The sequence below is a fragment of the Phyllobacterium sp. SL163 genome (assembly GCF_049896885.1).
GTDB lineage: Bacteria > Pseudomonadota > Alphaproteobacteria > Rhizobiales > Rhizobiaceae > Phyllobacterium > Phyllobacterium calauticae.
In genome coordinates this window covers 200,435-225,246 of the sequence record NZ_JAFCVE010000008.1, presented here as the reverse complement: position 1 = coordinate 225,246, position 24,812 = coordinate 200,435, and the positions used below count along the sequence as shown (strand labels likewise).

Annotated in this window: 20 protein-coding genes, 1 pseudogene and 1 riboswitch; of the genes and pseudogenes, 14 read left to right on the top strand and 7 right to left on the bottom strand. The window is 60.0% G+C overall.

From position 1 onward, the window contains the following. The first annotated feature begins 140 nt into the window (after window positions 1-140). The 8 genes and pseudogenes from ACP7B1_RS18990 to ACP7B1_RS18955 all read left to right on the top strand — a co-directional run bounded on the left by ACP7B1_RS18990 (window position 141) and on the right by ACP7B1_RS18955 (window position 8,350). Window positions 141-1,229, top strand: coding sequence for a Gfo/Idh/MocA family protein (locus ACP7B1_RS18990; RefSeq protein WP_426137187.1), 1,089 nt, complete (start codon window positions 141-143; stop codon window positions 1,227-1,229). Further along, a complete protein-coding gene (locus tag ACP7B1_RS18985; protein ID WP_346307367.1) occupies window positions 1,230-1,679 on the top strand; it encodes a MaoC family dehydratase in 450 nt (149 codons plus the stop codon). 38 nt (window positions 1,680-1,717) lie between these two features. Further along, entirely contained in the window at window positions 1,718-2,452 is a 735-nt protein-coding gene (locus ACP7B1_RS18980) for an SDR family oxidoreductase (protein WP_105731930.1), read from the top strand. Between the two features lie 166 nt (window positions 2,453-2,618). Next, complete coding sequence (locus ACP7B1_RS18975; protein ID WP_346307368.1) at window positions 2,619-3,464, top strand: fumarylacetoacetate hydrolase family protein; 846 nt, start codon at window positions 2,619-2,621, stop codon at window positions 3,462-3,464. Window positions 3,465-3,501: 37 nt separating this feature from the next. After that, entirely contained in the window at window positions 3,502-4,779 is a 1,278-nt protein-coding gene (locus tag ACP7B1_RS18970) for an L-fuconate dehydratase (protein ID WP_346307369.1), read from the top strand. Window positions 4,780-4,859: 80 nt separating this feature from the next. Beyond that, window positions 4,860-5,570: pseudogene (locus ACP7B1_RS18965) on the top strand (DUF1868 domain-containing protein). Between the two features lie 111 nt (window positions 5,571-5,681). After that, window positions 5,682-5,881: riboswitch (cobalamin riboswitch) on the top strand. A gap of 125 nt (window positions 5,882-6,006) precedes the next feature. After that, window positions 6,007-7,251, top strand: coding sequence for an aromatic ring-hydroxylating oxygenase subunit alpha (locus ACP7B1_RS18960; RefSeq protein ID WP_288193477.1), 1,245 nt, complete (start codon window positions 6,007-6,009; stop codon window positions 7,249-7,251). Between the two features lie 7 nt (window positions 7,252-7,258). Further along, window positions 7,259-8,350, top strand: coding sequence for a hybrid-cluster NAD(P)-dependent oxidoreductase (locus ACP7B1_RS18955; RefSeq protein WP_346307370.1), 1,092 nt, complete (start codon window positions 7,259-7,261; stop codon window positions 8,348-8,350). A gap of 223 nt (window positions 8,351-8,573) precedes the next feature. Here the strand turns inward: ACP7B1_RS18955 and purU are convergent, their stop codons facing one another. The 5 genes from purU to ACP7B1_RS18930 all read right to left on the bottom strand — a co-directional run bounded on the left by purU (window position 8,574) and on the right by ACP7B1_RS18930 (window position 13,011). Next, window positions 8,574-9,470, bottom strand: a complete 897-nt coding sequence (purU, locus tag ACP7B1_RS18950) for a formyltetrahydrofolate deformylase (protein WP_346307385.1) — start codon at window positions 9,468-9,470, stop codon at window positions 8,574-8,576. Between the two features lie 4 nt (window positions 9,471-9,474). Further along, window positions 9,475-10,272, bottom strand: coding sequence for a 3-methyl-2-oxobutanoate hydroxymethyltransferase (locus ACP7B1_RS18945; RefSeq protein WP_426137186.1), 798 nt, complete (start codon window positions 10,270-10,272; stop codon window positions 9,475-9,477). A 16-nt stretch (window positions 10,273-10,288) separates the two neighbouring features. After that, a complete protein-coding gene (locus ACP7B1_RS18940) occupies window positions 10,289-11,521 on the bottom strand; it encodes an NAD(P)/FAD-dependent oxidoreductase (protein ID WP_346307372.1) in 1,233 nt (410 codons plus the stop codon). 2 nt (window positions 11,522-11,523) lie between these two features. Continuing rightward, window positions 11,524-11,841: a MocE family 2Fe-2S type ferredoxin gene (locus ACP7B1_RS18935; protein WP_346307373.1), complete on the bottom strand. Its 318-nt coding sequence runs from the start codon at window positions 11,839-11,841 to the stop codon at window positions 11,524-11,526. Between the two features lie 75 nt (window positions 11,842-11,916). Beyond that, entirely contained in the window at window positions 11,917-13,011 is a 1,095-nt protein-coding gene (locus ACP7B1_RS18930) for a fatty acid desaturase family protein (protein ID WP_346307374.1), read from the bottom strand. Between the two features lie 161 nt (window positions 13,012-13,172). On the opposite strand from ACP7B1_RS18930, the gene ACP7B1_RS18925 reads away from it, so the two are divergent. Then, complete coding sequence (locus ACP7B1_RS18925; RefSeq protein WP_346307375.1) at window positions 13,173-14,204, top strand: LacI family DNA-binding transcriptional regulator; 1,032 nt, start codon at window positions 13,173-13,175, stop codon at window positions 14,202-14,204. A 126-nt stretch (window positions 14,205-14,330) separates the two neighbouring features. Then, window positions 14,331-15,164: a TIM barrel protein gene (locus tag ACP7B1_RS18920; RefSeq protein ID WP_346307376.1), complete on the top strand. Its 834-nt coding sequence runs from the start codon at window positions 14,331-14,333 to the stop codon at window positions 15,162-15,164. 74 nt (window positions 15,165-15,238) lie between these two features. On the opposite strand, the gene ACP7B1_RS18915 is transcribed toward ACP7B1_RS18920, so the two are convergent. Further along, window positions 15,239-18,487 carry a glycoside hydrolase domain-containing protein gene (locus ACP7B1_RS18915; RefSeq protein ID WP_346307377.1) on the bottom strand — a complete coding sequence of 1,083 codons (3,249 nt, stop codon included), beginning with the start codon at window positions 18,485-18,487 and terminating at the stop codon, window positions 15,239-15,241. 438 nt (window positions 18,488-18,925) lie between these two features. On the opposite strand from ACP7B1_RS18915, the gene ACP7B1_RS18910 reads away from it, so the two are divergent. From ACP7B1_RS18910 to iolG, 4 genes are all read left to right on the top strand, one after another. Further along, window positions 18,926-19,855 (top strand): sugar ABC transporter substrate-binding protein, encoded by a 930-nt coding sequence (locus ACP7B1_RS18910; RefSeq protein WP_346307378.1) that lies wholly within the window; start codon window positions 18,926-18,928, stop codon window positions 19,853-19,855. Between the two features lie 75 nt (window positions 19,856-19,930). After that, a complete protein-coding gene (locus ACP7B1_RS18905; RefSeq protein ID WP_403184031.1) occupies window positions 19,931-21,472 on the top strand; it encodes a sugar ABC transporter ATP-binding protein in 1,542 nt (513 codons plus the stop codon). A gap of 28 nt (window positions 21,473-21,500) precedes the next feature. Then, window positions 21,501-22,526, top strand: a complete 1,026-nt coding sequence (locus tag ACP7B1_RS18900; RefSeq protein WP_346307380.1) for an ABC transporter permease — start codon at window positions 21,501-21,503, stop codon at window positions 22,524-22,526. Between the two features lie 54 nt (window positions 22,527-22,580). Beyond that, on the top strand, window positions 22,581-23,570 hold the full coding sequence (iolG, locus tag ACP7B1_RS18895; protein WP_346307381.1) for an inositol 2-dehydrogenase: 990 nt from the start codon (window positions 22,581-22,583) through the stop codon (window positions 23,568-23,570). 79 nt (window positions 23,571-23,649) lie between these two features. Here iolG and ACP7B1_RS18890 read toward each other — a convergent pair whose 3' ends face one another. Beyond that, the gene (locus tag ACP7B1_RS18890; RefSeq protein ID WP_346307382.1) at window positions 23,650-24,783 is read right to left on the bottom strand and encodes a Gfo/Idh/MocA family oxidoreductase; all 1,134 of its coding nucleotides are present in this window, start codon (window positions 24,781-24,783) and stop codon (window positions 23,650-23,652) included. Window positions 24,784-24,812: the final 29 nt, after the last annotated feature.

Sequence of the window (24,812 nt, the reverse complement as noted above, 5' to 3'; positions counted from 1 at the left end):
CCCACAAGGGGGGAGATCAGCCTGCATTGCCGTCTTCGCGAAAATTGAAATATTTCCTAGTGTGCAAAGGTGTTGATGCCAATGTGATCTCCCCCCTTGTGGGGGAGATGCCCGGCAGGGCAGAGGGGGGTATCTGAAGCGTGCAAACACCTGCAAAACCCTTCAATCCATCCACCCTGCAGCAAAGCTGGCCGCTTCCGGCGACGCCGCGCCCCATCGTGACCTTCGGGGCGGGCAGCATCGTCGGTGACGCGCATTATCCGGCCTACCGGAAAGGCGGCTTTCCCATCGCCGGTCTGTTCGATCCTGACCAGGCGAAGGCCGCGAAAATTGCCGCTGAATGGAATGTGACTGCCTATGCATCGGTGGCGGAAGCCGCGGTCGTGGAAAACGCCATCTTCGATCTGGCCACGCCGCCCGCGCGCCATGCGGACGTGCTGAAAGCCCTGCCGGAGGGTTCCTTTGCCCTGATCCAGAAACCGATGGGCAACGATCTTGTGCAAGCCTCGGAAATTCTTGCGATCTGCCGGGGGCGCAACATCACCGCTGCCGTCAATTTCCAGCTGCGGTTTGCCCCGATGATGCTGGCGCTGAAAAACGCGATCGCGCAGGGCTGGCTGGGCGAGGTGATCGATTTCGATGCCTGGCTGGCGCTGGACACGCCGTGGTCGCTGTGGCCGTTTCTCAACGGCCTGCCGCGTGTCGAGATCGCCATGCATTCGATCCACTACATCGATGTGATCCGCGAGATTCTCGGCAATCCGCTGGGCGTGCACGCGAAGACGCTGGGTCATCCCGGTCACGCGGTGGCGCAGACACGCACGAGCGCCATCCTCGACTATGGCGATCGGGTGCGCTGCTCGCTGTCGATCAATCATGATCATAAGTTCGGCCGCAGGTTCCAGGCCTGCGAGTTCCGCATCAGCGGCACGCAAGGTGCCGCCTATGTGAAGCTCGGGGTCAATCTCGACTATCCGCGCGGTGAACCGGACGCGCTGATGATCTACCCGAAGGGCGGCGCCGATTGGATCAATGTTCCGCTGCACGGCGCATGGTTCCCTGACGCCTTTGTCGGGCGCATGGCCAATCTGCAGCGCTTTGCCAGCGGCGAGGACAAGGCGCTGGTGAGTTCGGTCGAAGACGCCTGGCACACCATGGCGCTGGTCGAAGCCGCCTATCAATCAAGCGCGGCGCCGGCGACACCGCTGGCGCGAAAGCCGGAGGCTTGAATGTCTGAACAGGCCATCTATTTCGAGGATTATGCCATCGGCCATGTGCGCACCACGACGGGCCGCACAATCACCGAAACCGATTTCGTCGTGCATGCGGGCCATACCGGGGATTTCTTCCCGCATCATATGGATGCCGAATTTGCCAAGACCACGCCGTTCGGCCAGCGGGTTGCGCATGGCACGATGATCTTTTCCATCGGTGTCGGCCTCACCGCCAGCCTGATCAATCCGGTGGCATTCTCCTATGGCTATGACCGTCTGCGGTTCGTGCGGCCGGTCTTCATCGGCGACACGATCCGCACGCGCGTGACGATCAGCGCCAAGGAAGACGATCCGAAACGCCCGGGGAGCGGGCGCGTGGTCGAGCGCTGTGAAGTTCTCAATCAACGTGATGAAGTCGTGCTTGCGGCGGACCATATCCTGATCGCCGAGCGCAGAACAACTTGATATGACGGGCACCTCAATGTGCCAAATGGAGGTTTGAAATGACGGGTAAGCTTGCAGGCAAGCGGGTTTTGATTACAGCGGCAGGGCAGGGCATCGGCCGGGCTTCAGTGCTGGCTTTTGCGCGCGAAGGTGCAATCGTCCATGCCACAGATATCAACCAGCAATTGCTCGATGCGCTGCCGAAAGAGGCGGGGATCAAACCGCGCAAGCTGGATGTATTGAAAACCGAAGAGGTCAATCAGGTTGCGGGCGAGATCGGTCCGATTGACGTCCTTTTCAATTGTGCCGGGTTCGTCCATGGCGGTTCCATCCTCGAAATGCCCGATGCGGACCTGGATTTCGCCCTCGATCTGAATGTCCGGGCGATGATCCGCACGATCCGCGCCGTTCTGCCCGGGATGATCGAACGCGGCGATGGCGCGATCATCAACATGTCGTCGGTGGCCAGCAGTGTGAAGGGCGTACCGAACCGTTTTGCCTATGGCGTTACCAAGGCGGCGGTGCTCGGCCTGACCAAGTCGGTGGCGGCCGAATACATCACGCAGGGCATCCGCTGCAACGCGATTTGCCCGGGGACCGTGGAAAGCCCATCGCTGGAACAGCGCATGCGCGCTGGCGGTGACTACGAAGCCGCGCGCGCCGCCTTCATTGCCCGCCAGCCGATGGGCCGTCTCGGCCTGCCGGAGGAAATTGCCGACCTTGCCGTCTACCTCGCCGGTGCGACCTACACGACGGGGCAGGCCTACAACATCGATGGCGGCTGGACCGTCTAGGAGACTTTGCCAATCCACCCTGATGGGCATCTGATGCGATTTTCTGCGCTTCCGGTGCTCATGGACGAAAATGTCCACTGCGCTCCGGTTCTCGAAAACCGCACCAGCTCCCTCATCAGGATGAATTGTCGGAAGCCTCCTCCCATGCAATCGGAAGGAATGAACGATGAAATTTCTACGTTATGGCGAACCGGGACAGGAAAAGCCCGGCGTGCTGGATGCCAAGGGGCACATCCGCGATCTCTCCGGCAAGGTGAACGATCTTGCCGGGGCCGTGCTCGACCCGGAAGCGCTGGCAAAATTGTCAGCGCTGGATGTGGAGAGCCTGCCGCAGGTCGGCGGTAATCCGCGCCTCGGCCCCTGTGTTGCCGGCACCGGGAAATTCATCTGCATCGGCCTCAATTATGCCGACCATGCGGCGGAATCCGGCATGGCCGTGCCGCCGGAGCCGGTCATTTTCATGAAAGCCACCTCCGCCATATCAGGTCCGAATGACGATCTGGTCATCCCGCGCGGTTCGGAAAAGACGGACTGGGAAGTCGAGCTTGGCATCGTCATCGGCCGCACGGCAAAATATGTCAGTGAAGCCGATGCGCTGGATTATGTCGCGGGCTACTGCACCGTGCATGATGTCAGCGAGCGCGCCTTCCAGACGGAGCGTGCAGGGCAATGGACCAAGGGCAAATCCTGCGACACGTTCGGTCCGACCGGCCCGTGGCTGGTGACCAAGGACGAGGTGGCCGACCCGCAGAACCTCGGCATGTGGCTGAAGGTCAATGGCGAGACCATGCAGAACGGTTCGACCCGGACCATGGTCTATGGCGTTGCCTTCCTCGTCTCCTATCTCAGCCAGTTCATGTCGCTGCATCCCGGCGACATCATCTCGACCGGGACGCCGCCCGGCGTCGGCATGGGCATGAAGCCGCCGCGCTACCTCAAGGCAGGTGACGTGATCGAGCTCGGCATTGACGGTCTTGGCACCCAGAAACAGGTGGCACGCGCCGACGTCTGACGCGTGCTGACCCGCAACATTATTCAAGAGGCATATTGTGACCCGCATTACCGATCTTCGCGTCTTCGACGTCCGCTTTCCCACCTCGCAGAGTCTGGATGGATCGGACGCCATGAACCCGGACCCGGATTATTCCGCCGCCTATGTCATCCTCGATACGGACAACAAGGCTTTGTCCGGCCATGGGCTGACCTTCACCATCGGTCGCGGCAATGAAATCTGCTGCCTGGCGATTGAAGCGATGAAGCATCTCGTCGTCGGGCTGGAACTGGACTGGGTGAAGGAAAATCCCGGCCGTTTCTGGCATTTCATCACCGGCGACAGCCAGTTGCGCTGGATCGGGCCCGACAAGGGCGCGATGCATCTGGCGACGGGTGCGGTGGTCAATGCGGTCTGGGACTTGCTTGCCAAGGAGGCGGGAAAGCCGGTCTGGCAGCTGGTCGGCGAAATGACGCCGGAAGAAATCGTCGATATCGTCGACTTCCGCTACCTGACCGACGTGCTGACGCGCGAGGAGGCGCTCGCCATCCTGCGCAAGGCGGAGAACGGCAAGAAGGAGCGGATCGCCACGCTGCAGGCGGAAGGCTATCCCTGCTACACCACATCGGCAGGCTGGCTCGGCTATTCCGATGAAAAGCTGCGCCGCCTCTGCCAGGAAGCCGTTGATGCCGGTTTCAACCACATCAAGATGAAGGTCGGCCGCGATCTTGAAGACGATATCCGCCGCCTGACCATTGCCCGTGAGGTCATCGGGCCGGACCGTATCCTGATGATCGATGCCAATCAGGTCTGGGAAGTGGGCGAGGCCATCGATTGGGTCAACAAGCTTGCCTTCGTCAAGCCGTTCTTCATCGAAGAGCCGACCAGCCCGGATGACGTGGCGGGCCACCGCAAGATCCGGCAGGCAATCAAGCCGGTGAAGGTCGCGACCGGCGAGATGTGCCAGAACCGCATCATGTTCAAGCAGTTCATCGCCGAAGGCGCCATCGACGTGGTGCAGATCGATTCGTGCCGCATGGGCGGTCTGAACGAAGTGCTCGCCGTGCTGCTGATTGCCGCCAAATATGAGCTTCCTGTCTGGCCGCATGCGGGCGGTGTCGGCCTGTGCGAATATGTGCAGCATCTGTCGATGATCGACTATATCGCCGTGTCGGGGACGAAGGAGGGCCGGGTGATCGAATATGTCGACCATCTGCACGAACATTTTGTCGATCCCTGCCATATCCGGGATGCCGCCTATATGCCACCGTCGCTGCCGGGTTTCTCGATTGAAATGAAACAGGCGTCGATCAAGGAATATCTCCACCGGCCATAGGAAAAGGGGCGGGGCTTCATCAGTCTGACAAAGAGCTGTCCTATGGCGATTGCATTGTCTTTTCTCGTCACGGGGTTCCCATGCTCGATCTGATCAAGCCTTCGCTTGCCCGCTTTGCCGCCAGCCTGCACCCGGAACCACCGGTGCATCTTGGCCGGCGCTACAACAGCGCGGGCGTCTTTCAGCCGGAACCTGGCAATACGGTGGTCTGCCATCTCGTGAAGGGGTCCGAGTCGGAAGGCTCGGTCATTGCCGTGCGCGACCGGATGCTGGCGATGCCCGATGCCGGGCAACTGGCCTTTACCCCCGTCTCCAGCCTGCACATGACGCTGTTTCAGGGCATTATCGAATATCGCCGCCGCCCGTCCTATTGACCGGATGATGTTCCATTGGAGACAAGCATCGACGACATGACGCGGCTTTATGTGGATCGCCTGCGGGATTTCGAGGGATGCGGGCCGTTCAACGTGGAGGTGATCGATGTCACGCCGGCAGGTCTGACCGTGGCGGGCGCCAGTGAATATGACGAGCGCATCATGCGCGCCTGGCGCGATGAACTGGCCGTGCCGTTCGGTTACCGGCATCCTGATCACGACACCTATGTCTTCCACATCACGCTGGCCTATCCGATCGCGCGGTTCCCGGATGAAAGGCTCGGGGCCTGGCAGGAACTTCTGGATGATTGCCTAGCATTCATCCGGCGTGAATCGCCGGTCATTGCGTTGAATGCGCCCGCATTGTGCAGTTTTGTCGATATGAATCATTTCGAGGAACTGGTGGTTCTGGATTGAACCAGAGGCCGTTTGATCGCCAATCTGCGACATAGTGTACACGCGCCCGGCGTGTCGTCTTACGTAAATGCGATGTCGTTTCCGCACCTATTCTTTTTGGGTGCCGGATGCTTTTATCGGGGCACTTGAGGTGCCGCTTTTCTAGGGAAGCGGAGAATTGGGAAGCCGGTCGGAAACCCGGCGCTGCCCCCGCAACGGTAGTGGAGTGAAACACGGCATAACAGCCACTGGGTCACAACCCCGGGAAGGCGTCGTGACAGCCGATACGGCAACTCCAGAGCCCGGAAACCAGCCTCGGTACTGAAAACCGACTGATCGCGGTGGGCGATCAAGGAGCATGATTCTGTGCGGGCACCAGCCGGTGGCTGGCCGTGCAGGCGTTCTTCCTCCGTCACCACCAGTCAGTTCTTTCGCAACATCGAGGCGAGGACACGACATGGATATACGCAACGAACTGCTCCGGAACCTGAGAAACCGGAAACCCGGCTACGGCCTTGAACAGTCTTTCTATTCCGATCCGGATTATTTCCGGCTGGATATGGAGAACATCTTTTATCGCGACTGGCTGTTCATCGGCCATGATTGCGAAGTCGCCAAGCCCGGCAACTTCTTCACGGTGCAGGTCGGCGACTATCCCGTGGTCATCGTGCGCGACCGCCAGGGCCAGATCCGGGCTTTTCACAATTCCTGCCGCCATCGCGGCTCGCGCGTCTGCTCGGCTGAGCGCGGCACGTCGGCCAAGCTCGTCTGCCCCTATCACCAGTGGACCTACGAGCTTGACGGGCGCCTGCTGTTCGCCCGCCAGATGGGCGATGATTTCGACGCCAGCCAGCACAGCCTGAAGCCGGTGCAGTGCGAAAGCGTCGGCGGTTACATCTTCATCTGCCTGGCGCAGAATCCTGTCGATTTCAGCGCGACGCGCGCACTGATCGAACCCTATCTCGCGCCGCACCACCTCACCGAAACCAAGGTGGCCTATCAGAGCACCATCGTCGAAAAGGGCAACTGGAAGCTGGTCTGGGAAAACAACCGCGAGTGCTATCACTGCGTGGCCAATCATCCCGAGCTGTGCAAGACTTTCCCGGAAGCGCCGAGCGTAAGCGGTGTCCAGGGCGCCGCCGACGATCCGGAGATTGCCGCGCACTGGCAGCGCTGCGAAGCGGCAGGCCTGCCCAGCATTTTCCGCATGTCCGATGACGGCCAGTACCGCGCCACCCGTGTGCCGCTGCTGCGCGATGCGGAAAGCTACACGATGAGCGGGCGCCGCGCCGTCGGCCGGCAGCTCAGCGACAGCGTCAACGAGAAGCAGATCGGCTCGCTGCTGCTGTTCCATTACCCGACCACCTGGAACCATATCCTCGGCGACCATGCCATTTCCTTCCGTGTGCTGCCGCTCGGCCCGGATGAAACGCAGGTCACCACCAAATGGCTGGTGCACAAGGATGCGGTCGAGGGCGTGGATTACACCATCGAGGAACTGACGCATGTCTGGCTCGAGACCAATGACCAGGACCGCCGGATCGTCGAGGAAAATGCCTTCGGCATCCGCTCGCCCGCCTATGAGCCCGGACCCTATTCGCCCGAGCATGAAGGCGGCGTGCTGCAATTCCTCGAATGGTACTGCAGGTTCATGGAAGAGCGTCTCTCCGGCGGCGATACGCGGCTCAGCAAGGTAGCATAGGTACACAATGAACATGGGCGTTCCTCAGTCTTACCCGCACCTTGACCAGATGCAGCCATGGAATGACCGGCTGCATCTGCTGGAGTGTCTGTCGATCATCGAGGAAGCGCCGAATGTGAAGACCTTCACATTCCGTTCCGACAACCAGAACTGGTTCCGCTACGAGCCGGGCCAGTTCATGACCTTCGAGCTGCCGGTGCAGCCCGAAGCCGTCCTGCGCACCTATACGCTCTCCTCCAGCCCGTCACGGCCCTTCACCATCGCCGTGACGGTCAAGGCACAGGAGAACAGCATCGGCACCCGCTGGATGCTGGATCACCTGACCCCCGGCATGCGGCTGAAGGCCTTCGGTCCGCTCGGCGATTTCTCCATGCGCAGGCATCCGGGGGAAAAGTACCTGTTCATCTCGGCCGGGTCCGGCATCACGCCGATGATGTCGATGACCCGCTGGATGCATGATTGCGCCCCGCAGAGCGATATCAGCTTCGTCACCTGCGCCCGCCGGCCCAGCGACATCATTTTCCGCCGGGAACTGGAATATCTGACAAACTGCATGCCCAACCTGAAACTGTCGTTCCTGATCAAGGAACATGAGATGGGGCAGGTGTGGACCGGTATCCGCGGGCGGTTGGAAGCGCCCAAGCTGCCGCTACTGTCACCCGATTTCAAGGACAGGACGATCTTCTGCTGCGGTCCGGAAAGTTTCATGCGCGATGTGCGCGGCATGCTCGAAGCCAGCGGTTTCGACATGGCGCGGTATCATCAGGAAAGCTTCGGTCCTGCCGCAGAACCCGTCTTGCCCGCCTTCGATGTGATGTCCACCGACGCCGTGGAAGCATCGGCGACGATCACCTTTTCCATGTCGGGCATGGACGTGCCGTGCATGCCGGGGGATACGATCCTCAAGGCGGCGCGCGGCGCCGGTATCCGCATTGCAGCGGCCTGCGAATCCGGCCTGTGCGGCACGTGCAAGGTGATGAAACTCTCGGGCAAGTCCGAGATGGATCACAATGGCGGCATTCTCGACGAGGAGATCGACGAGGGATTTGTCCTTGCCTGCTGCACGAAACCCCTCGGCAATGTGGAGATCGAGGCCTGAGCGCCACCTTTTGAGGTATTCTCCGCTCTGAAGTGCAGGCAATAACTGGCAGGGAAGGCTGGCATTGCGATTGTGCGTGGTTCGACAAGCTCACCATGAGGGAGAGGGTTGGGCTGCAATGCTTAATCACAAGGATTGCAGGATATGACTCCCTGAAGTCCTCATCCTCCCTCATGGTGAGCTTGTCGAACCACGCACCACGCACCGTAACAAATGCCTGTGCTTAGAACACCACGGTCTTGTGGCCGTTGAGCATGACGCGGGATTCGAGGTGCTTCTTGACGGCACGGGCGAGCACCCGGCTCTCGATATCGCGGCCGGTGGCGACAAAGTCCTCGGCGCTCATGGCATGGCTGACCCGCTCGGTCTCCTGCTCGATGATCGGGCCCTCGTCGAGGTCGGGCGTGACATAATGCGCCGTCGCGCCGATCAGCTTCACCCCGCGCTCGAACGCCTGGTGATAGGGTTTTGCCCCCTTGAAGCTCGGCAGGAACGAGTGGTGGATGTTGATCACCTTGCCGAACAGCCGTTTTGACAGGTTGTCCGACAGCACCTGCATGTAGCGGGCGAGGATGACGAGATCGGCGCCGGTGTCCTTGACGATCTTCAGCAGCGCCTCCTCCTGCGCCGTCTTGTTGTCCTTCGACACGGGCAGCACATGGTAGGGGATGCCCTCATGCTCGGCAAAGCGGCGGCTGTCCTCGTGGTTGGAGACGATGGCGGCGACTTCCGCATCGAGCCAGCCGACCTTGATCTGGTAGAACAGGTGCAGGAGCGCATGGTCGAACTTCGACACCATGATGACGATCTTCGGCTTCTTGGCCTGATCGATCAGCGTGGTCTTCATGCCGAAGCGCTCGATGGCGGGTTTCAGCGCCCGCTCGACATCGTCCTTGGAGGTTTCTTCCGAGGCGGCAAAGGCGATGCGCATGAAGAAGCGGTTGGTCTGGCGGTCCCAGAACTGGTTGCTCTCGGCGATATTGGCATCCAGCGCCGCAAGCTCCGTCGTCACCGATGCCACGATCCCCGGCTTGTCTTCGCATGACAGGGTGAGGACGAAACCGTGCGTATAATCAGAGGGCTGACGGGTTACGGGCGAGGTGGGGGACTGATGATCCATCGGTTCAAACTCCAGGAAGCTCTTTGAGAAAACGGTCCAGTTCGTCATGCGGAATTCCAACCACATGTTCGGCTGCCGGATAGTTTTTTGCGTGCACGTCTGCGACAAACTCGGAAAAGGCTGCGACCCTTTCCTGCTGCAGGCGGTCATATTCGGCGGAAAAGTTGCGGTAGGTCTTGGCATGGCGCGGATAATGGCCGCGGTTCGATCCAAGAATATCCTCGGCGAAGAGGTATTGCGCATCGCAGCCGGCGCCTGCGCCCATGGAAATCATGAACAGCGAGGTGCGCTCGGAAATGGCGGTTGCAACCGCCACCGGCACCACCTCGATTTCGGCGGCAAAGGCCCCGGCCTCGTCCAGCGCCTTGGTCTGGCGCCAGATATCGAGCGCGCTTTGCGCCGTCTTGCCGACAGCTTTGAAGCCGCCGGTCCAGGTCGCCTTTGACGGGATCAGGCCGACATGGCCGCAGACAGGAATGCCTTCATCGCGCAGGCGCCGGATGGTTGACAGGCTGGCCGCGCAATAGACGGCATCGCCGCCTGCGCGCAAGGCGCAAAAGGCGGCGCGCAGGTAATCTTCCGCTGTGATGAAATCGCCGTATTCAAGGCCGGGAATGGTGAAACAGGATGGCGCCGCATCGCGGAAAGCGGGAGAGAGCAGCGCCGGCGGCACGGACAGGATATCGACCCGCGCGCGTTCGGCGGCTTCCGCCTCTTCAAGCGTTTCGACCCGCAGCATGGTCAACTGGCGACGGCCCTTCATTGCGAGAATGTCCGCCACCGTAGGGCGTTTGCTGGTCATGGTGTCTCCGTCCGTTTCAGGCTGCGAGCAGCGATTTGAGTTTGATGTCCGGAGCGGCAAGATGAGCCTGATCGGGACAGGCGCTGCGGGCAATCAGCATTTCCGCCAGCCGGATATCCCGGGCGACGCTGTTGCCAGGACCAATGCCGCTGGCAGCGACAAGGCGTCCATCCGCCGCGAGATGAAACAGGATGAACGCGCCGTCGCCGAGATCCCGGCGGATTGTCCTGATACCCTCGTCGGCAAGCCCGGCCACCTGCAGCCCCAACTCGTACTGATCGGACCAGAACCACGGAACGGCGCGATGCGGCTCGCAGAGCCCAAGCATGTTGCGGGCGGCGAGCGTGCCCTGTTCTTGCGCATTGCGCCACGCTTCCAGCCGCACCTGGCGACCGCCATAGAGGGCAAGCGGAAACGCACAGCAATCGCCGGCAGCAAAAATATCCGGGTCGCTCGTCTGCAGATGCGCATTGACGAGGATGCCATTGTCGGTTTCAAGACCGGCTGCCTCGGCGAGGGCCGTAACCGGCAGGGCGCCGATGCCGATGACGGCGAGGTCTGCTTCAAGCTTTTCACCATCGGCAAGCGTCATGGTGACGCCGGCTTCCCGGTCGGTGATCGCTGCAATGGCAACGCCGCAGCGGATGACAACGCCTTCCTGCCGGTGACGTGCCGCGATGACTGCGGCGATTTCCTCCGGTACGCCGCGCATCAGAATGCGCGCCTGGGTTTCGAGCACGGTCACCACGGCGCCGCGCTGGCGCGCACTGGCCGCAAGTTCAAGGCCGATAAAGCCGCCGCCGACAATGACAATGCGCGCGCCCGGCTGAAGCTGCGCCCGGATGGCCAGCGCGTCGTCATAGCTGCGCAGACAGGCGCAATGCCTGCTTGCCGCCGCCAGCGGCAGCGGGCGGGGGACGGCACCCGTTGCGAGCAGCAGCCGGTGATAGGCGAGGTGATCGCCATCCGCAAAGATGACTTTTCTCGTTTCCCGGTCTATCCCAATGGCGGTCGTGCCGCCAAGGAAGCGGATATCCTGCTCGGTGAACCGGTCCTCTCCCGCGATGGTTCTGGCGAGGGGATGCTCCGGTGAAATCATGGTGCCCTTGGACAAAGGCGGTCGTTCATAGGGAAGATGCTTTTCCGCGCCGATCAGCGTGACCGGCCCGGCATATCCGTTCTCCCGCAGCGCGAAGGCGGCGCGGGCGCCGCATTCGCCACCGCCGATGATGACCATACCGGCGGTCATCGTCAGGAAGCCAGCTGGATGAGGACCTTGCCGGCCTCGACTTTCACCGGATAGGTCTTCAGGTTGACGCAGACCGGCGCGCCCTTGGCCTGGCCGGTCTTGTAGTTGAAGCGGCCATTGTGCTTGGGGCACTCGATGATATCGTCCATGACGAGCCCGTCGGCCAGATGGATATGCTCATGGGTGCAAAGCCCGTCGGTGGCGAAGAATTCGTCGTCGGGGCTGCGATAGATCGCAAAGGTCCGGCCCGCGTGGTCGAAACGCATGACATCTTCCTCGTCGATATCATCCGCCGTGCAGGCCTCAATCCAGTCGCTCATGCTCTTTCCTCCCTTTGGCAGGAGCCGCACAGGCCCTGCTCATTGGTCTTATTCGTAAGCTGTTTCTTACCAATTCTATTCCGCTGCAGCGCGGGCATCCTCGCCGTGGAATTCCTCGCGGTAGGGTTTTGCTGTCAGCGGCAATTCACGCCTGAGGTAATAGTCTTCATTGCGCAGCTGGCGCAGGAAGGCGGGGATCATCTCGCGGTAGCCGTCGAGGATGGACGGATTGGGGGCGGGCAGGTCGTGCCTGATCATGGCATACAGGCGCGGCAGCGCATGATAGGGCACCATGGGAAACATGTGATGCTCGACGTGATAATTCATGTTCCAGTAGATGAAGCGGCTGACGGGGTTCATCAGCACCGTGCGGCTGTTGAGGCGGTGATCGATGACATTGTCGGCAAGCCCGCCATGCTGGAGCAGGCCGGTCAGGACATGGTGCCACGCGCCATACAGGCGGGGCAGGCCGACCAGCATCAGCGGCAGGATCGAGCCTGTGTACACAGCCAGCGCAATGGTGGCGACATAGATCACCAGCCAGATGCGGGCGAAGCGCACGACCTTGTGCTGCTCCTGCGCGGGAATGAAGCTCTTTTCCTCGGCGCTGACAAACCCGGCGGCGTTGCGCAGCATATCCGCAACCGCATGCCATGCATCGAGAATGCCGAAGACATTCAGGATGAGGCGGACGAGATCGGGCGGACGCATGACGGCAATCTCCGGGTCACGGCCGACGATGACCGTGTCGGTGTGATGGCGCGCATGGCTCCAGCGCCAGGTCACCGGATTGCGCATGATCATGAAGCAGGCGATCTGATAGACCGCATCGTTCATCCAGCGGGTCTTGAAGGCGGTGCCGTGGCCGCATTCGTGCCAGCGGGAATCCGAGGCGGAACCGTAGAGCACGCCATAGGCGAGAAAGACGGGAATGCACCAGATCGTGCCCCAGAGAACAATGCCCAGCCCGGCAAGGACAACCATGCTGCCGAGCCAGATCGCCGTATCGCGCATGGCCGGCCCGTCCTCGCGCTTCATCAGCTCCTTCATGGCCTTGCGCGGCACATCGGTGTGATACCACTCGGCGGCAGCCAGTCCGGTTTCGACAGCGCGCTGTGAATCGCGGCCGACAAGGCTGTAATCGCGTGATGCCGGTAATGCTGCGTCCATGGCAGGACCTCCCAATCCTTCGGCACGCACTTCAAACACTGCGGCCCGATGGGAGAAGTGTAGCGATGGCAGGGGGCATGCTCAATTCGCGATGATAAAATCCTATCAATATCCATCATTGGATGATACGGTTTATGATAGAATCTATCATTCGAGGCGATATGGCCAACAGACCGACAATTGCCGATCTTGCCCGGGTTTCCGGGGTCAGCGTGGCGACGGTGGACCGCGTGCTCAACAACCGCCTGCCCGTGCGCGAGGAAACGGCGCGGCGCGTCTATGACGCTGCCAACAGCATCGGCTATCATGCGGCGGGGCTGATCCGCCAGCGTATGCGGCAGGAACTGCCGGAATACAGGCTGGGTTTTCTCCTGCAGAAGTCCGGCCAGCATTTTTATCAGGATTTTGCCCGCGAAATCGATCAGGCGGTGCATGCGGCGCCGCATTTTCGCGGCGTGCCGGTCGTCGACTTCTGTCCGTCGCTGGCGCCGGAGGACATCATCGTCAAGCTGCGGTCTCTGGCCGGGCGCACGCAGTCGGTCGCGCTCGTCGCGCCGGACCATCCGTCGATCACGGCCGTGATAGAAGAACTGAAGGCGAGGGGCATGGCCGTTTTCTCCCTGCTGTCCGACTTTGCCGCTGGCGTGCGCGAGGGCTATGTCGGCCTGAACAACCGCAAGGCAGGACGCACGGCGGCCTGGATGATCGCCAAAACGGCGCGCCGTCCGGGCAAGGTGGCGATCTTTGTCGGCAGTCACCGGTTTCAGGGGCATGAGCTGCGGGAAATCGGCTTCCGCTCGTTCTTTCGCGAAGAAGCGCCTGAGTTTACCGTGCTCGATACGCTGATCAATCTGGAGACACGGCAGATCACGCACGAGGCGATGCTCAATCTTTTGGAACACCATCCGGATCTGGCGGGGTGTTATGTCGCTGGCGGCGGTATGGAAGGGGCGATCGCAGCCCTGCGCGAGAGTATCCTGCCGGAGCCACCGGTGATGATCTGCAATGAAATCACGCCGGAATCGCGCGCGGCACTGGCCGATAAGGTCGTCACGATGGCCATTGCCACCCCGCTGCCGCGTCTCTGCCGCGAACTGGTGGATCTGATGGGCCATGTCATCGAAACCGGCGCGGCCAATACGCCGGGACAAACCTTTCTGCCGTTCGATATTTATCTGCCTGAAAACATCTGAAACAGCCGAATCTATCAGAGATGATAGTTTCTGCGGCGTCGGAACGATTGACTGACCGCTGAATGGAACAGATGTTTCGCGCGGCGCCGGCATTGTGCTGGCATTTCATTCCTGGGAGGTTTTCCGATGAGCGCGACGCGTTCCGCACCGGTTTTTGCAATCAATCACATGGTCACGCCGGCGTTACGGCCGCAGGCTTTCTTCCAGCTGGCGCGCGCCATCGGTGTGCAGGACGTGGAAATCCGCAACGATCTCACCGGCAATGCCATCATCGACGGAACGCCGGCTGCGGATATTCGCGCGCAGGCGGTAGAGGCCGGGGTGAAGATCGCGACGATCAATGCGCTGCAGCGCTTCAATGAATGGACGCCCGAGCGCGAAAAGGAAGCCATTGAACTCGCCGATTATGCCAGGGATGCAGGCGCGGCGGCTCTCGTTCTGGTGCCGGTCAATGACGGGACCGGTCAGGAGGACGGCGCGCGGCAGAAGAGTCTGCGTGCGGCGCTGACAGCGCTCAAGCCGATCCTGACGGCGCGGGGGCTGCTCGGGTTCGTCGAACCGCTCGGCTTTGAAATCTGTTCGCTGCGCTCAAAACGCGAGGCCATCGAGGCCATCGAAGCGGTTGGCGGGCAGGACACGTTCCGGATTGTCCACGATACCTTCCATCACCATCTCGCCGGGGAACCGGCGCTTTTCCCGCAATGGACCGGGCTGGTGCACATCTCGGGTGTCACCGATGCCGCCGTCTCCATAAGCGACATGCGCGACTCGCACCGCGTTCTCGTCGATGTGCAGGACCGTCTCGGTAACATCGCGCAAATCCGGGCACTTCTCGCCGGGGGCTATGCGGGGCTGTTCTCGTTCGAGCCATTCGCCGAGGAGGTGCAGCGGTTGGACGATCCGGCGAGGGCGATCACGGCAAGCATGACCGCGATCAGGAATGGCCTTGCGCAATACTGATTGCTGACGACTGCCAAAAAGTTGGCGCCGGGGATGAGCCGGCGCCGGTTTTCAAGGTCAGAAATTTCATCACTCTACGGGATGATTTGTGCACCCGCGGGCGGTTTGGCTGTGGGCTTGCTGTAGTCGGCGCCCGGCCCCGAGGGCGGAACAAGACTGTCATCTTCGCCCCATGCCGTTGGCGTCGCTGACAGCTTGAAGTTCAATTTGCCGCCGTCTCTGATCTTGTCGAGGGGCAGCCACAGACCCTGATAGGGCGTGTCATTGAGCTTCATTTCACCGATGTAACGGACATTGTCGAGCATCGCATCCTTGTCGGTATTGATGTGAAGTTCTTTATCGTTCCCAAGCCGGACGGTGATGTCGGAGAATTGCGGCGTGGATACTGCCAGCCCGGGTGCAGACGGGATGACCGGGTAAAGCCCGAGGGCCGCCCAGACATACCATGCCGATGTCGCCCCCATGTCATCATTGCCGGGCAATCCGCCGACGTTAATGGAGAAGTTTTTATTCATGATCACCGGAATGATGTATTGCGCATATTTCGGCGCAGCCGCCCAGTTGTAGGCCCACGGTGTCTGAAAGGCCGGTTCATTGCCGATGTAGTATTTTGAGGATTTTTCACCGTCGTTCAGGCTCTTTGGAGTAGGCTCGCGGCTTGTATCGTTGAATTCTGAGAGTGCAGGGATGGAAAACAGCTTGTTCAGCCGTGCGATGGCCGCATCCTTGCCGCCGAGCTTGTCGATGAGCGCGGTCCAGTCATGGGCAAATGCCCAAATGTAATTTTCCTCCGTCGATTCGTGGAAATCGCCGTCTCGCGATTGGTCAGCATACCATTGGCCCGCAATGTTTTTGGCGCGCAGTTTCTTCTGGCTTATGTCAAAAATGTTCAGCCAGTTGGATGCGCGTTTGAACAGGTTCTGAATGGTGCCGGGACCAACACCTGCCGATGCGGGCAGACTGGCAAGGAAGGCCCCGGCGGATCGATCGCTGGTTGTCATTTCAATGGTGGCAGAAGATGCATGCCACTTTGCGGCTGCATCGGTAGCGATGTAACCAAGTTTCAGATAGTCCGGCAACGCAGGTTTGTCGGCATCGCGTCCGACGCTGAGCTTGTCATTGCAGGTGCTTTTGGGATCCGACGTGGATTGTTCCATGTATTTGCGGGCTTTGGTCAGGTCGAATTTCCGGGCCCCGAACATGTAGGATCCGGCGATAACGTTAAGGGCGTGATCGCCCTGCATGGGGATGGTGTCCTCGCTGCCATTCACCCAATGCGGAAATGCACCGCATTGCTGCGCGTCGGCAACAAGCGATTGCATCATCTCGCTGGCTTCATCCGGAGCGACAAGAGCCACCAGTTGCGCGGCGGAACGGTAGGTGTCCCACATGGAGAAGCCGGAATAATGCGTCTTGTAGCCGCTTTCCTTGCCGTCCAACGCGAATTTGTAATTGGCCACGTTCTCGGTTATGCGGTCAGGCAGAGTGTCCTTTGCCGGGAACGGCAACGTCTGTTTCATGCTGCGGTAGTCGCCGTTGACATCGCTGAAGATCGTAGGCCCGCTGTAAACGCGGTAAAACGCCGTGTAGAATTTTGTCAGATTGGCTACTGCGCGCTGCTGTTGGTCCGATGTCAGCTTTACTTGTTCCTCAGCTTTGGCAAGACCGATCTGGATGGTATTGAGGCGCTTGTTCCAAGTATAGCGTGATTGCTGGCTGACGGTTTCGAATAACCAGCCATTGTTCTCGGCCTCAAGATTCTTCCTGGCATTGTCAGCACTGACTGATGAAATGCCGATTTTGACCTGGACGGCTTTATCAATATCGGTCAGATCGAATTGCAGAGTGGCTGCACCGTCTTTGACCGAAGATGTGTTCTTCAAGGGTTTGTCGAAGACGGCATGGAAATAGACGGGCTGATCCCATGTTCCGCCACAGAAGCTCCCGGCTAAAGCTTTGCCGGAAATCGTTCTTTTATCCTCGCCCAAGGTGATTGTGGCAAGATTGGCAAGCTTATTTAAGTCTCTCGTTTTTGCTCGGTTGTTGAGCGTGGCGTCAATGACGAGGAAAGCCTTGTCCTTGTCGGCGTAGGAGAAACGCGCCATGCCGGTTCTCGTCGTTGCGGTCAGTTCGCTGATGATGTTGTTGAATTTGACCCGGTAGTAGCCGGGCCGGGCTCGTTCGTCGGTGTGGTTGTATCTTGCGCCGTTGCTCGATATCGGGCCAGCAGTTTCCTGCGGCAGCATGGCGACCGCGCCCTGGCTGCGGCAGCCGGGACCGTTCAGATGGGTCATGCTGAAATACTGAATTGCCGCATCGTCGTAATAATACCCACCTGATCCCACGCCAAACTCGCCGCCGCTGCCCTTCGTGTCCGGTCCGAAGCTGACCATGCCGAAGGGTGTCTGTGCGCCGGGGTTGACGTTGCCGGAATGACCGCCGCCGCTATCGGTATTGGTCGTGCCAATGAAGAGATTGACAAACTGGGCCAGCGCCATGTCAGACTCAGATCGCGGTTGCAGGCTGTCAAGTGCGTTGTCCAATGCAGCCAGGCGCGGGCTGAGGTCCTTGGTTGCACCGCCGCTGCTTCTCTTCAGCGCTTCAATCGCGATTGACAGACTGACGATCTGGTCTGTCAGCGCTGTAATCGATGCTGCATCGGCTTTGGTTTTCACCGTTTCCAGCAGTTGCCGGATAGCATCATTCGCTGATGCGAGAGCGGCGCGGTCTGTGTCGAATTTGGTGCTGGCGGCAATCAGATCAGTCTTGGCTTTTTCAAGGTCGCCGGCCAAATTCTGCAGGCGGGCCCTGTCAGCCGCCACCAGCGGGAAATTGGTCTGCAACACACCGATACGCTGTTGCAGGTTCTCTGCGTATGCCATCAACGGGTTAAATTTGGACGGGCCGATGTCACCCAGTTTCAGTGCAAGTGCGGCGGCATCGTCTTCTGCCTGCGGAAGATTGAACCGCCGCAATTTGGTAAGGTCGTTTTCCGTCTTCGCTGCGGTTACGCCGGCTTCCAGAGTCTTCAGGGTTTGCTGGACCTCGCCAAGCGTTACTCGCAAAGCCGCAATGTCGGCATCGCCCTGAGCTTGTTTGACCTGTACTGCTTGGCTGATTGTGTCCGATGGTTGAGATGCCTGCGTGTTCAGGTCCTTGGCTACTCCGCCGAACGTTCCCTGGGATGCCACAGTGTCCTTGTTATCCGAGCCGGTACAACCCACCAATGCGACGCAGCTGAACAAGCCCGCAATAAGCGGTGCCTTTAATCTCATAATGTCCTCCCAAAATTTTTTGTCGTTGAAAATGGAATGCAGCTGCAAATGTCGTCGCCGCTGGCAAGCCTCGCCCAAATCGGCCCCTCCAAAGTCGATTTAAAACGATTGAAAGCGATAATTTTATCAATTCAGGATGCGGGTCAATTATCAATAAGTCTGAAGAATACCTGATGTGAGGGTAAAAACCGGCGTTGAAGACAGGCAATCCGGTTGCGCAGCTGTGCAAAATTTACCCCTCAATCATTGCCTGGTTTTCACGAACCCCGCTTGACGCCGTCTTGAGAAAATGGAATAAATATTTCAGAAACTGGATGCGACGGTTTTTATATTCCGTATGACAAGTCCAGAAAAGTTTGCGCGACGTTTCGCGCACTCTAGGGGCAGAGGCATCGCTGGCAGCAGGGGTTGCGTGGCTACGATGCCGACGTTCGCGGAGCTTCCGGATCAGGACGGTGTGGCCGGGCACCATGTGGAGGAGACGAAATGAAAAAACTGATATTGAGCGTGGCTGTTGCAGCCTTGATGAGCACGTCGGCATTGGCCGCCAATATTGGCGTGTCGATGGCGCAGTTCGACGACAACTTCCTGACAGTCCTGCGCAATGGCATGCAGGACTATGCCAAGACGCTGAATGGCGTGAAGCTGCAGGTGGAAGACGCGCAGAACGACGTTGCCAAGCAGCAGAGCCAGATCCAGAACTTCATCGCCTCGAAGGTCGATGCCATCATCGTCAACGCGGTGGATACGGACGCGACAGCCGCCATGTCGAAGCTGGCGACCGCAGCGGGCATTCCGCTGGTCTATGTCAACCGCGAGCCGGTCAACGTCAACGAACTGCCGGCAAAGCAGGCCTTTGTTGCATCCAACGAAGTCGAGTCCGGCACGCTGGAAACCAAGGAAGTCTGCAAGCTCCTGAAGGGCAAGGGCAAAGTCGTTGTCATGATGGGCGAGCTGTCCAACCAGGCGGCGCGCCAGCGCACGAAGGACATTCACGACGTGATCGCCACGGATGAATGCAAGGGCCTCACCATCGTCGAGGAGCAGACCGCCAACTGGTCGCGCACCCAGGGTGCCGACCTCATGACCAACTGGCTCTCCGCAGGTCTGGAATTCGATGCCGTCATTTCCAACAATGACGAAATGGCCATCGGTGCGATCCAGGCTCTCAAGGCCGCCGGACGCAAGATGGACACGGTTATTGTTGCCGGTGTCGACGCGACGCAGGATGCGCTCGCTGCCATGGCTGCCGGTGATCTCCGCGTGACCGTGTTCCAGAATGCTGCCGGTCAGGGCAAGGGTGCGGTCGACGCCGCATTGAAGCTGTCGAAGGGCGAAAAGGTTGAGACCAAGGTCTATATTCCTTTCGAGCTGGTGACGCCGGACAACCTGTCGAAGTACCAGTCCAAGAACTAAGGCACCGCGCCTTGCACGGGGACGCGCCTCCGGGCGCGTTCCCGCCTTTGCTCAATGTCTCGGGAGGAGACGATTATGGCAGTCAGCCCAACAACGATGGCTGCGGTTCGCGCCAGTGGTGCGGTGCCGAACGCCGAATATCTGTTGAATGTCGAAAATATCCGCAAGGAATTTCCCGGTGTGCTGGCGCTGGACGATGTGTCGTTCCGCCTGAAGCGCGGGACAGTGCACGCGCTGATGGGCGAGAACGGCGCCGGCAAATCCACGCTGATGAAGATCCTGGCTGGAATATATGTTCCAGATCAGGGCGAGGTGTTTCTCAAGGGGCTGCCGATCCGGCTGAAATCGCCGCTCGATGCGCTGGAGAACGGCATTGCCATGATCCATCAGGAACTGAACCTGATGCCGTTCATGACGGTGGCCGAGAATATCTGGATCCGGCGCGAGCCGAAGAACATGTTCGGCTTTGTCGATCACGGCAAGATGTTCGCAATGACCGCCGAGCTGTTCAAGCGGCTGAACATCGCGCTTGATCCGGAAGCGCAGGTGCGGGATCTGAGCGTCGCCAATCGGCAGATGGTCGAGATCGCCAAGGCGGTCTCCTACGAATCCGACGTGCTGATCATGGATGAGCCGACCTCAGCGCTGACCGAGCGCGAGGTGGCGCATCTGTTCGAGATCATCCGCAGCCTGCGCAGCCAGGGCATCGGCATTGTCTACATCACCCACAAGATGAACGAGCTGTTCGAGATCGCCGACGAATTCTCGGTGTTCCGCGATGGCCGATATATCGGCACGCATGCCTCCACCGACGTGACGCGCGACGACATCATCAAGATGATGGTCGGGCGCGAGATCACCCAGATGTTTCCGAAGGAGACCGTGCCGATCGGCGATGTCGTCCTCTCGGTGAAAGACCTCGCGCTGAAGAATGTGTTCAGCGGCGTTTCCTTCGATGTGCGGGCCGGCGAAATTCTCGGCATTGCCGGGCTGGTCGGGTCGGGCCGCTCCAATGTCGCCGAAACCATATTCGGCGTGACGCCCGCCACGACGGGCTCGATTGCCATCAACGGCAAGCCGGTTGCCATCGCCTCGCCGAACCAGGCGATCCAGCATGGCATGGCCTTCATCACCGAAGACCGCAAGGAAACCGGCTGCCTGCTCATTCTCGACGTTTTGGAGAACATGCAGATCGCCGTGCTGCAGGACCGGTTCGTCAAATTCGGTTTTGTTTCGGAAAAGGGCATTGCCGCGGCCTGCAAGGTGATGAGCGACAAGCTGCGGGTCAAGACGCCCAATCTGCAGGAGCGGGTCGAAAATCTTTCCGGCGGCAACCAGCAGAAGGTGCTGATCGGCCGCTGGCTTTTGACCAATCCGAAAATTCTCATTCTCGATGAACCGACGCGCGGCATCGATGTCGGCGCCAAGGCGGAAATCCACCGCCTCGTTTCCGAACTCGCCAAGCAGGGTGTCGCCGTCATCATGATCTCGTCGGAAATGCCCGAGGTTCTCGGCATGAGCGACCGCATCATGGTGATGCACGAGGGCCGCGTCACCGGTTTCCTGGATCGGGAAGAGGCAACCCAGGTAAAAGTCATGGAGCTGGCTTCCAAGTGAAGCCGCTGCCGGACGGGGAGGAACAACAATGACAAGCGAACAAGCAACCGCAAAGGCGGCCGCACCGGCGGTCTCGAAGCAGGGGCGCCGGCTGCCGCCGGAGGTCAGCATCCTCCTGGTCCTGATCGGCATTGCCCTGATCTATGAAGTGCTCGGCTGGATTTTCGTCGGGCAGAGCTTTCTGATGAACCAGCAGCGCCTGACCATCATCATCCTGCAGGTGTCGGTCATCGGCATTATCGCCGTCGGCGTGACGCAGGTCATCATCACCGGCGGCATTGATCTGTCGTCGGGCTCCGTCGTCGGCATGACAGCGATGATCGCCGCAAGTTTCGCGCAGGCCTCGACCTGGGCAAGGCCTGTCTACCCCAGCCTGACGGACCTGCCTTTCATCATTCCGCTGGCCATCGGTCTCGGTATCGGCCTGATCGCCGGTATCATCAATGGCGCGCTGATCGCACAGACCAAGATTCCGCCGTTCATCGCGACGCTTGGCATGATGGTGTCGGCGCGCGGCGTTGCCAAGTGGTACACCAAGGGCTCGCCGGTTTCAGGGCTCACCGACCAGTTCAATTTCATCGGCACGGGCATCTGGCCGGTGGTAGTGTTCCTGGTCGTGGCTTTCATTTTCCATATCGCGCTGCGTTATACGCGCTACGGTAAATTCACCTATGCCATCGGCGCCAATGTCCAGGCGGCACGCGTCTCCGGCATCAATGTCGAGCGGCACCTGATCAAGGTCTATGCCATCGCCGGCGTGCTGGCCGGCCTTGCCGGTATCGTCACCGCGGCCCGCGCCCAGACGGCGCAGTCGGGAATGGGCGTAACCTACGAGCTGGATGCGATTGCGGCCGCCGTGATCGGCGGCACCTCGCTGACGGGCGGCGTCGGGCGCATCACCGGCACGGTTATCGGCGCCATCATTCTCGGCGTGATGATTTCCGGGTTCACCTTCCTGCGGGTCGATGCCTATTACCAGGAAATCATCAAGGGCGTGATTATCGTTGCGGCTGTCGTCGTGGACGTCTATCGCCAGAAGAAGAGAAAAGTCTGAAACCAATCTGTAATGCCCGGAACCCATCCGGGCTTCTTTCCAAGAGGTAATGAAATGACTGTACGCTTTGGCCTGCTCGGTGCGGGCCGTATCGGCAAGGTTCACGCAAAGGCCGTGATCTCCAACCCACAGGCGAAACTTGTTGCGGTGGCGGATGCGTTCGAACAGGCGGCGAAGGATCTCTCCAGTGCCTATGGCTGTGAAATCCGCACCATCGATCAGATCGAAAAGGCCGGGGATATCGATGCGGTCATCATCTGCACGCCGACCGATACGCATGCGGATCTGATCGAGCGCTTTGCCCGTGCCGGCAAGGCGATCTTCTGCGAAAAGCCGATTGATCTCAATGTGAAGCGCGTCGAGGAATGCCTTGCCGTCGTCGATGAAACCAAGGCGACCCTGATGGTCGGGTTCAACCGCCGCTTCGATCCGCATTTTGCCGCCGTGCGCAAGGCCATCGATGACGGTGCCATCGGTACAGTGGAAATGGTGACGATCACCTCGCGTGATCCGGGTGCACCGCCTGCCGAATACATCACCCGTTCCGGCGGCATTTTCCGCGATATGACGATCCACGACTTCGACATGGCGCGTTTCCTTTTGGGTGAAGAACCGGTGGCCGTGACCGCCCATGCTTCGGTTCTGGTGGACAAGAAGATCGGCGAGCTCGGCGATTATGACAGCGTCAGCGTCATTCTCTCCACCGCCTCCGGCAAGCAGTGCGTCATCTCCAATTCGCGCCGCGCGACTTATGGCTATGACCAGCGCATTGAAGTGCATGGCTCCAAGGGGATGGTCGCCGCGGAGAACCAGCGTCCAGTGTCGATTGAAGTCGCCAATGGCAACGGTTATACCCGTCCGCCGCTGCATGATTTCTTCATGACCCGCTACACGGAAGCCTATGCCAACGAGATCGCCGCTTTCATCGATGCGATTGCGACGGGCGCCAAGGCCGCTCCCAGCGGCAAGGATGGTCTGATTGCCCTTGCGCTTGCCGATGCCGCCCTGCGATCGGTCAAGGAAGGCAAGACGATCAGTCTCTGAGTTTCAATGAAAACGCCCTGCCGGTGCGGTCACTGGCAGGGCGGTTATATACTGGGTGACGAGGGGAGATTTCCCCTCATTACCGCACATCCACCCAGCGCTGTTCACTGAATGACCGGGCCATGGCGTGCACGGTGCGCTCGATCTCCAATCCGTCCTCGAAACCGATCAGATGCGCCTCCTTGCCATCGATGCGCTTGATCAGTTCATGGCACTCGATGATCTTGAGGTCGTTGAAGCCGAGACCGTGGCCGGGAGCCGGGATGAAGCGGCCATACGGCTCGTGATGCGGCGCGGTCAGGATCGTGCGGTAGCCCTGTTCCGTCGGCCGGTCTGCGGTGACGTAGAGCTGGAATTCATTGGCGCGTTCCTGATCGAACAGGATCGAGCCTTTCGAGCCGAAAATCTGCAGGGCAATGCGTCCCTTGCGGCCCCAGGCGGAACGGTTGACCTGCAGCGTGCCGGCCACGCCGTTTTCCATATGCAGGAGCACGCTGGCGCTGTCATAGGTTTCAACAGCCTTCATGCCGCCATCCTGCGTCCGGCGTTCGGCATAGGGTTTTGACATGTCGCACATGACCCGGCTGACCCGGCCGAACAGCGCCCAGAGCAGCGACAGGGGATGCACGGCAAAGTCGTCGAGCGCGCCATAGCCTGACGTTGCAGCATGCTTCCAGTAGAACAGCGCGTCAGGATCGGCCATGAAATCCTCGTCCATCTCGATGCGCAGATGATTGACGTCGCCGATGATCTTTTCCGCCAGCAGCTGGCGGATATGGCGGATGGCCGGACCCTGGATGTAATTATAGCCGAGCGCCGCAACCTTGCCGGACTGTTTTGCCGCCGCGGTCATGGCTTTCGCGTCATCGAATGCCGGGGCCATGGGCTTTTCGCACCAGACGTGCTTGCCGGCCTGAAGTGCGGCAAGAGCCATCTCGGGGTGAAACTGGTTGGGCGTGGTGATGGAGACGACGTCGACATCGGGATCGTTGATCACGGCGCGCCAGTCGCCCGATGCCTTGGCAAAGCCGAACTCGGCGGCACGCTGGCTGGCAAGCTCGGCATTGGCTTCACCGAGATGCACAAGGCGGACCGGAGGGACATCACCGAAAACCGCACGGACCGAATTCCACGCCAAGGCATGGCATTTGCCCATGAACCCGGTTCCGATCAGCCCTACACCCAGTGCGCGCGCATTCCCATGACCCGACATGTCTTCACTCCCACGACATTTGAGGATGT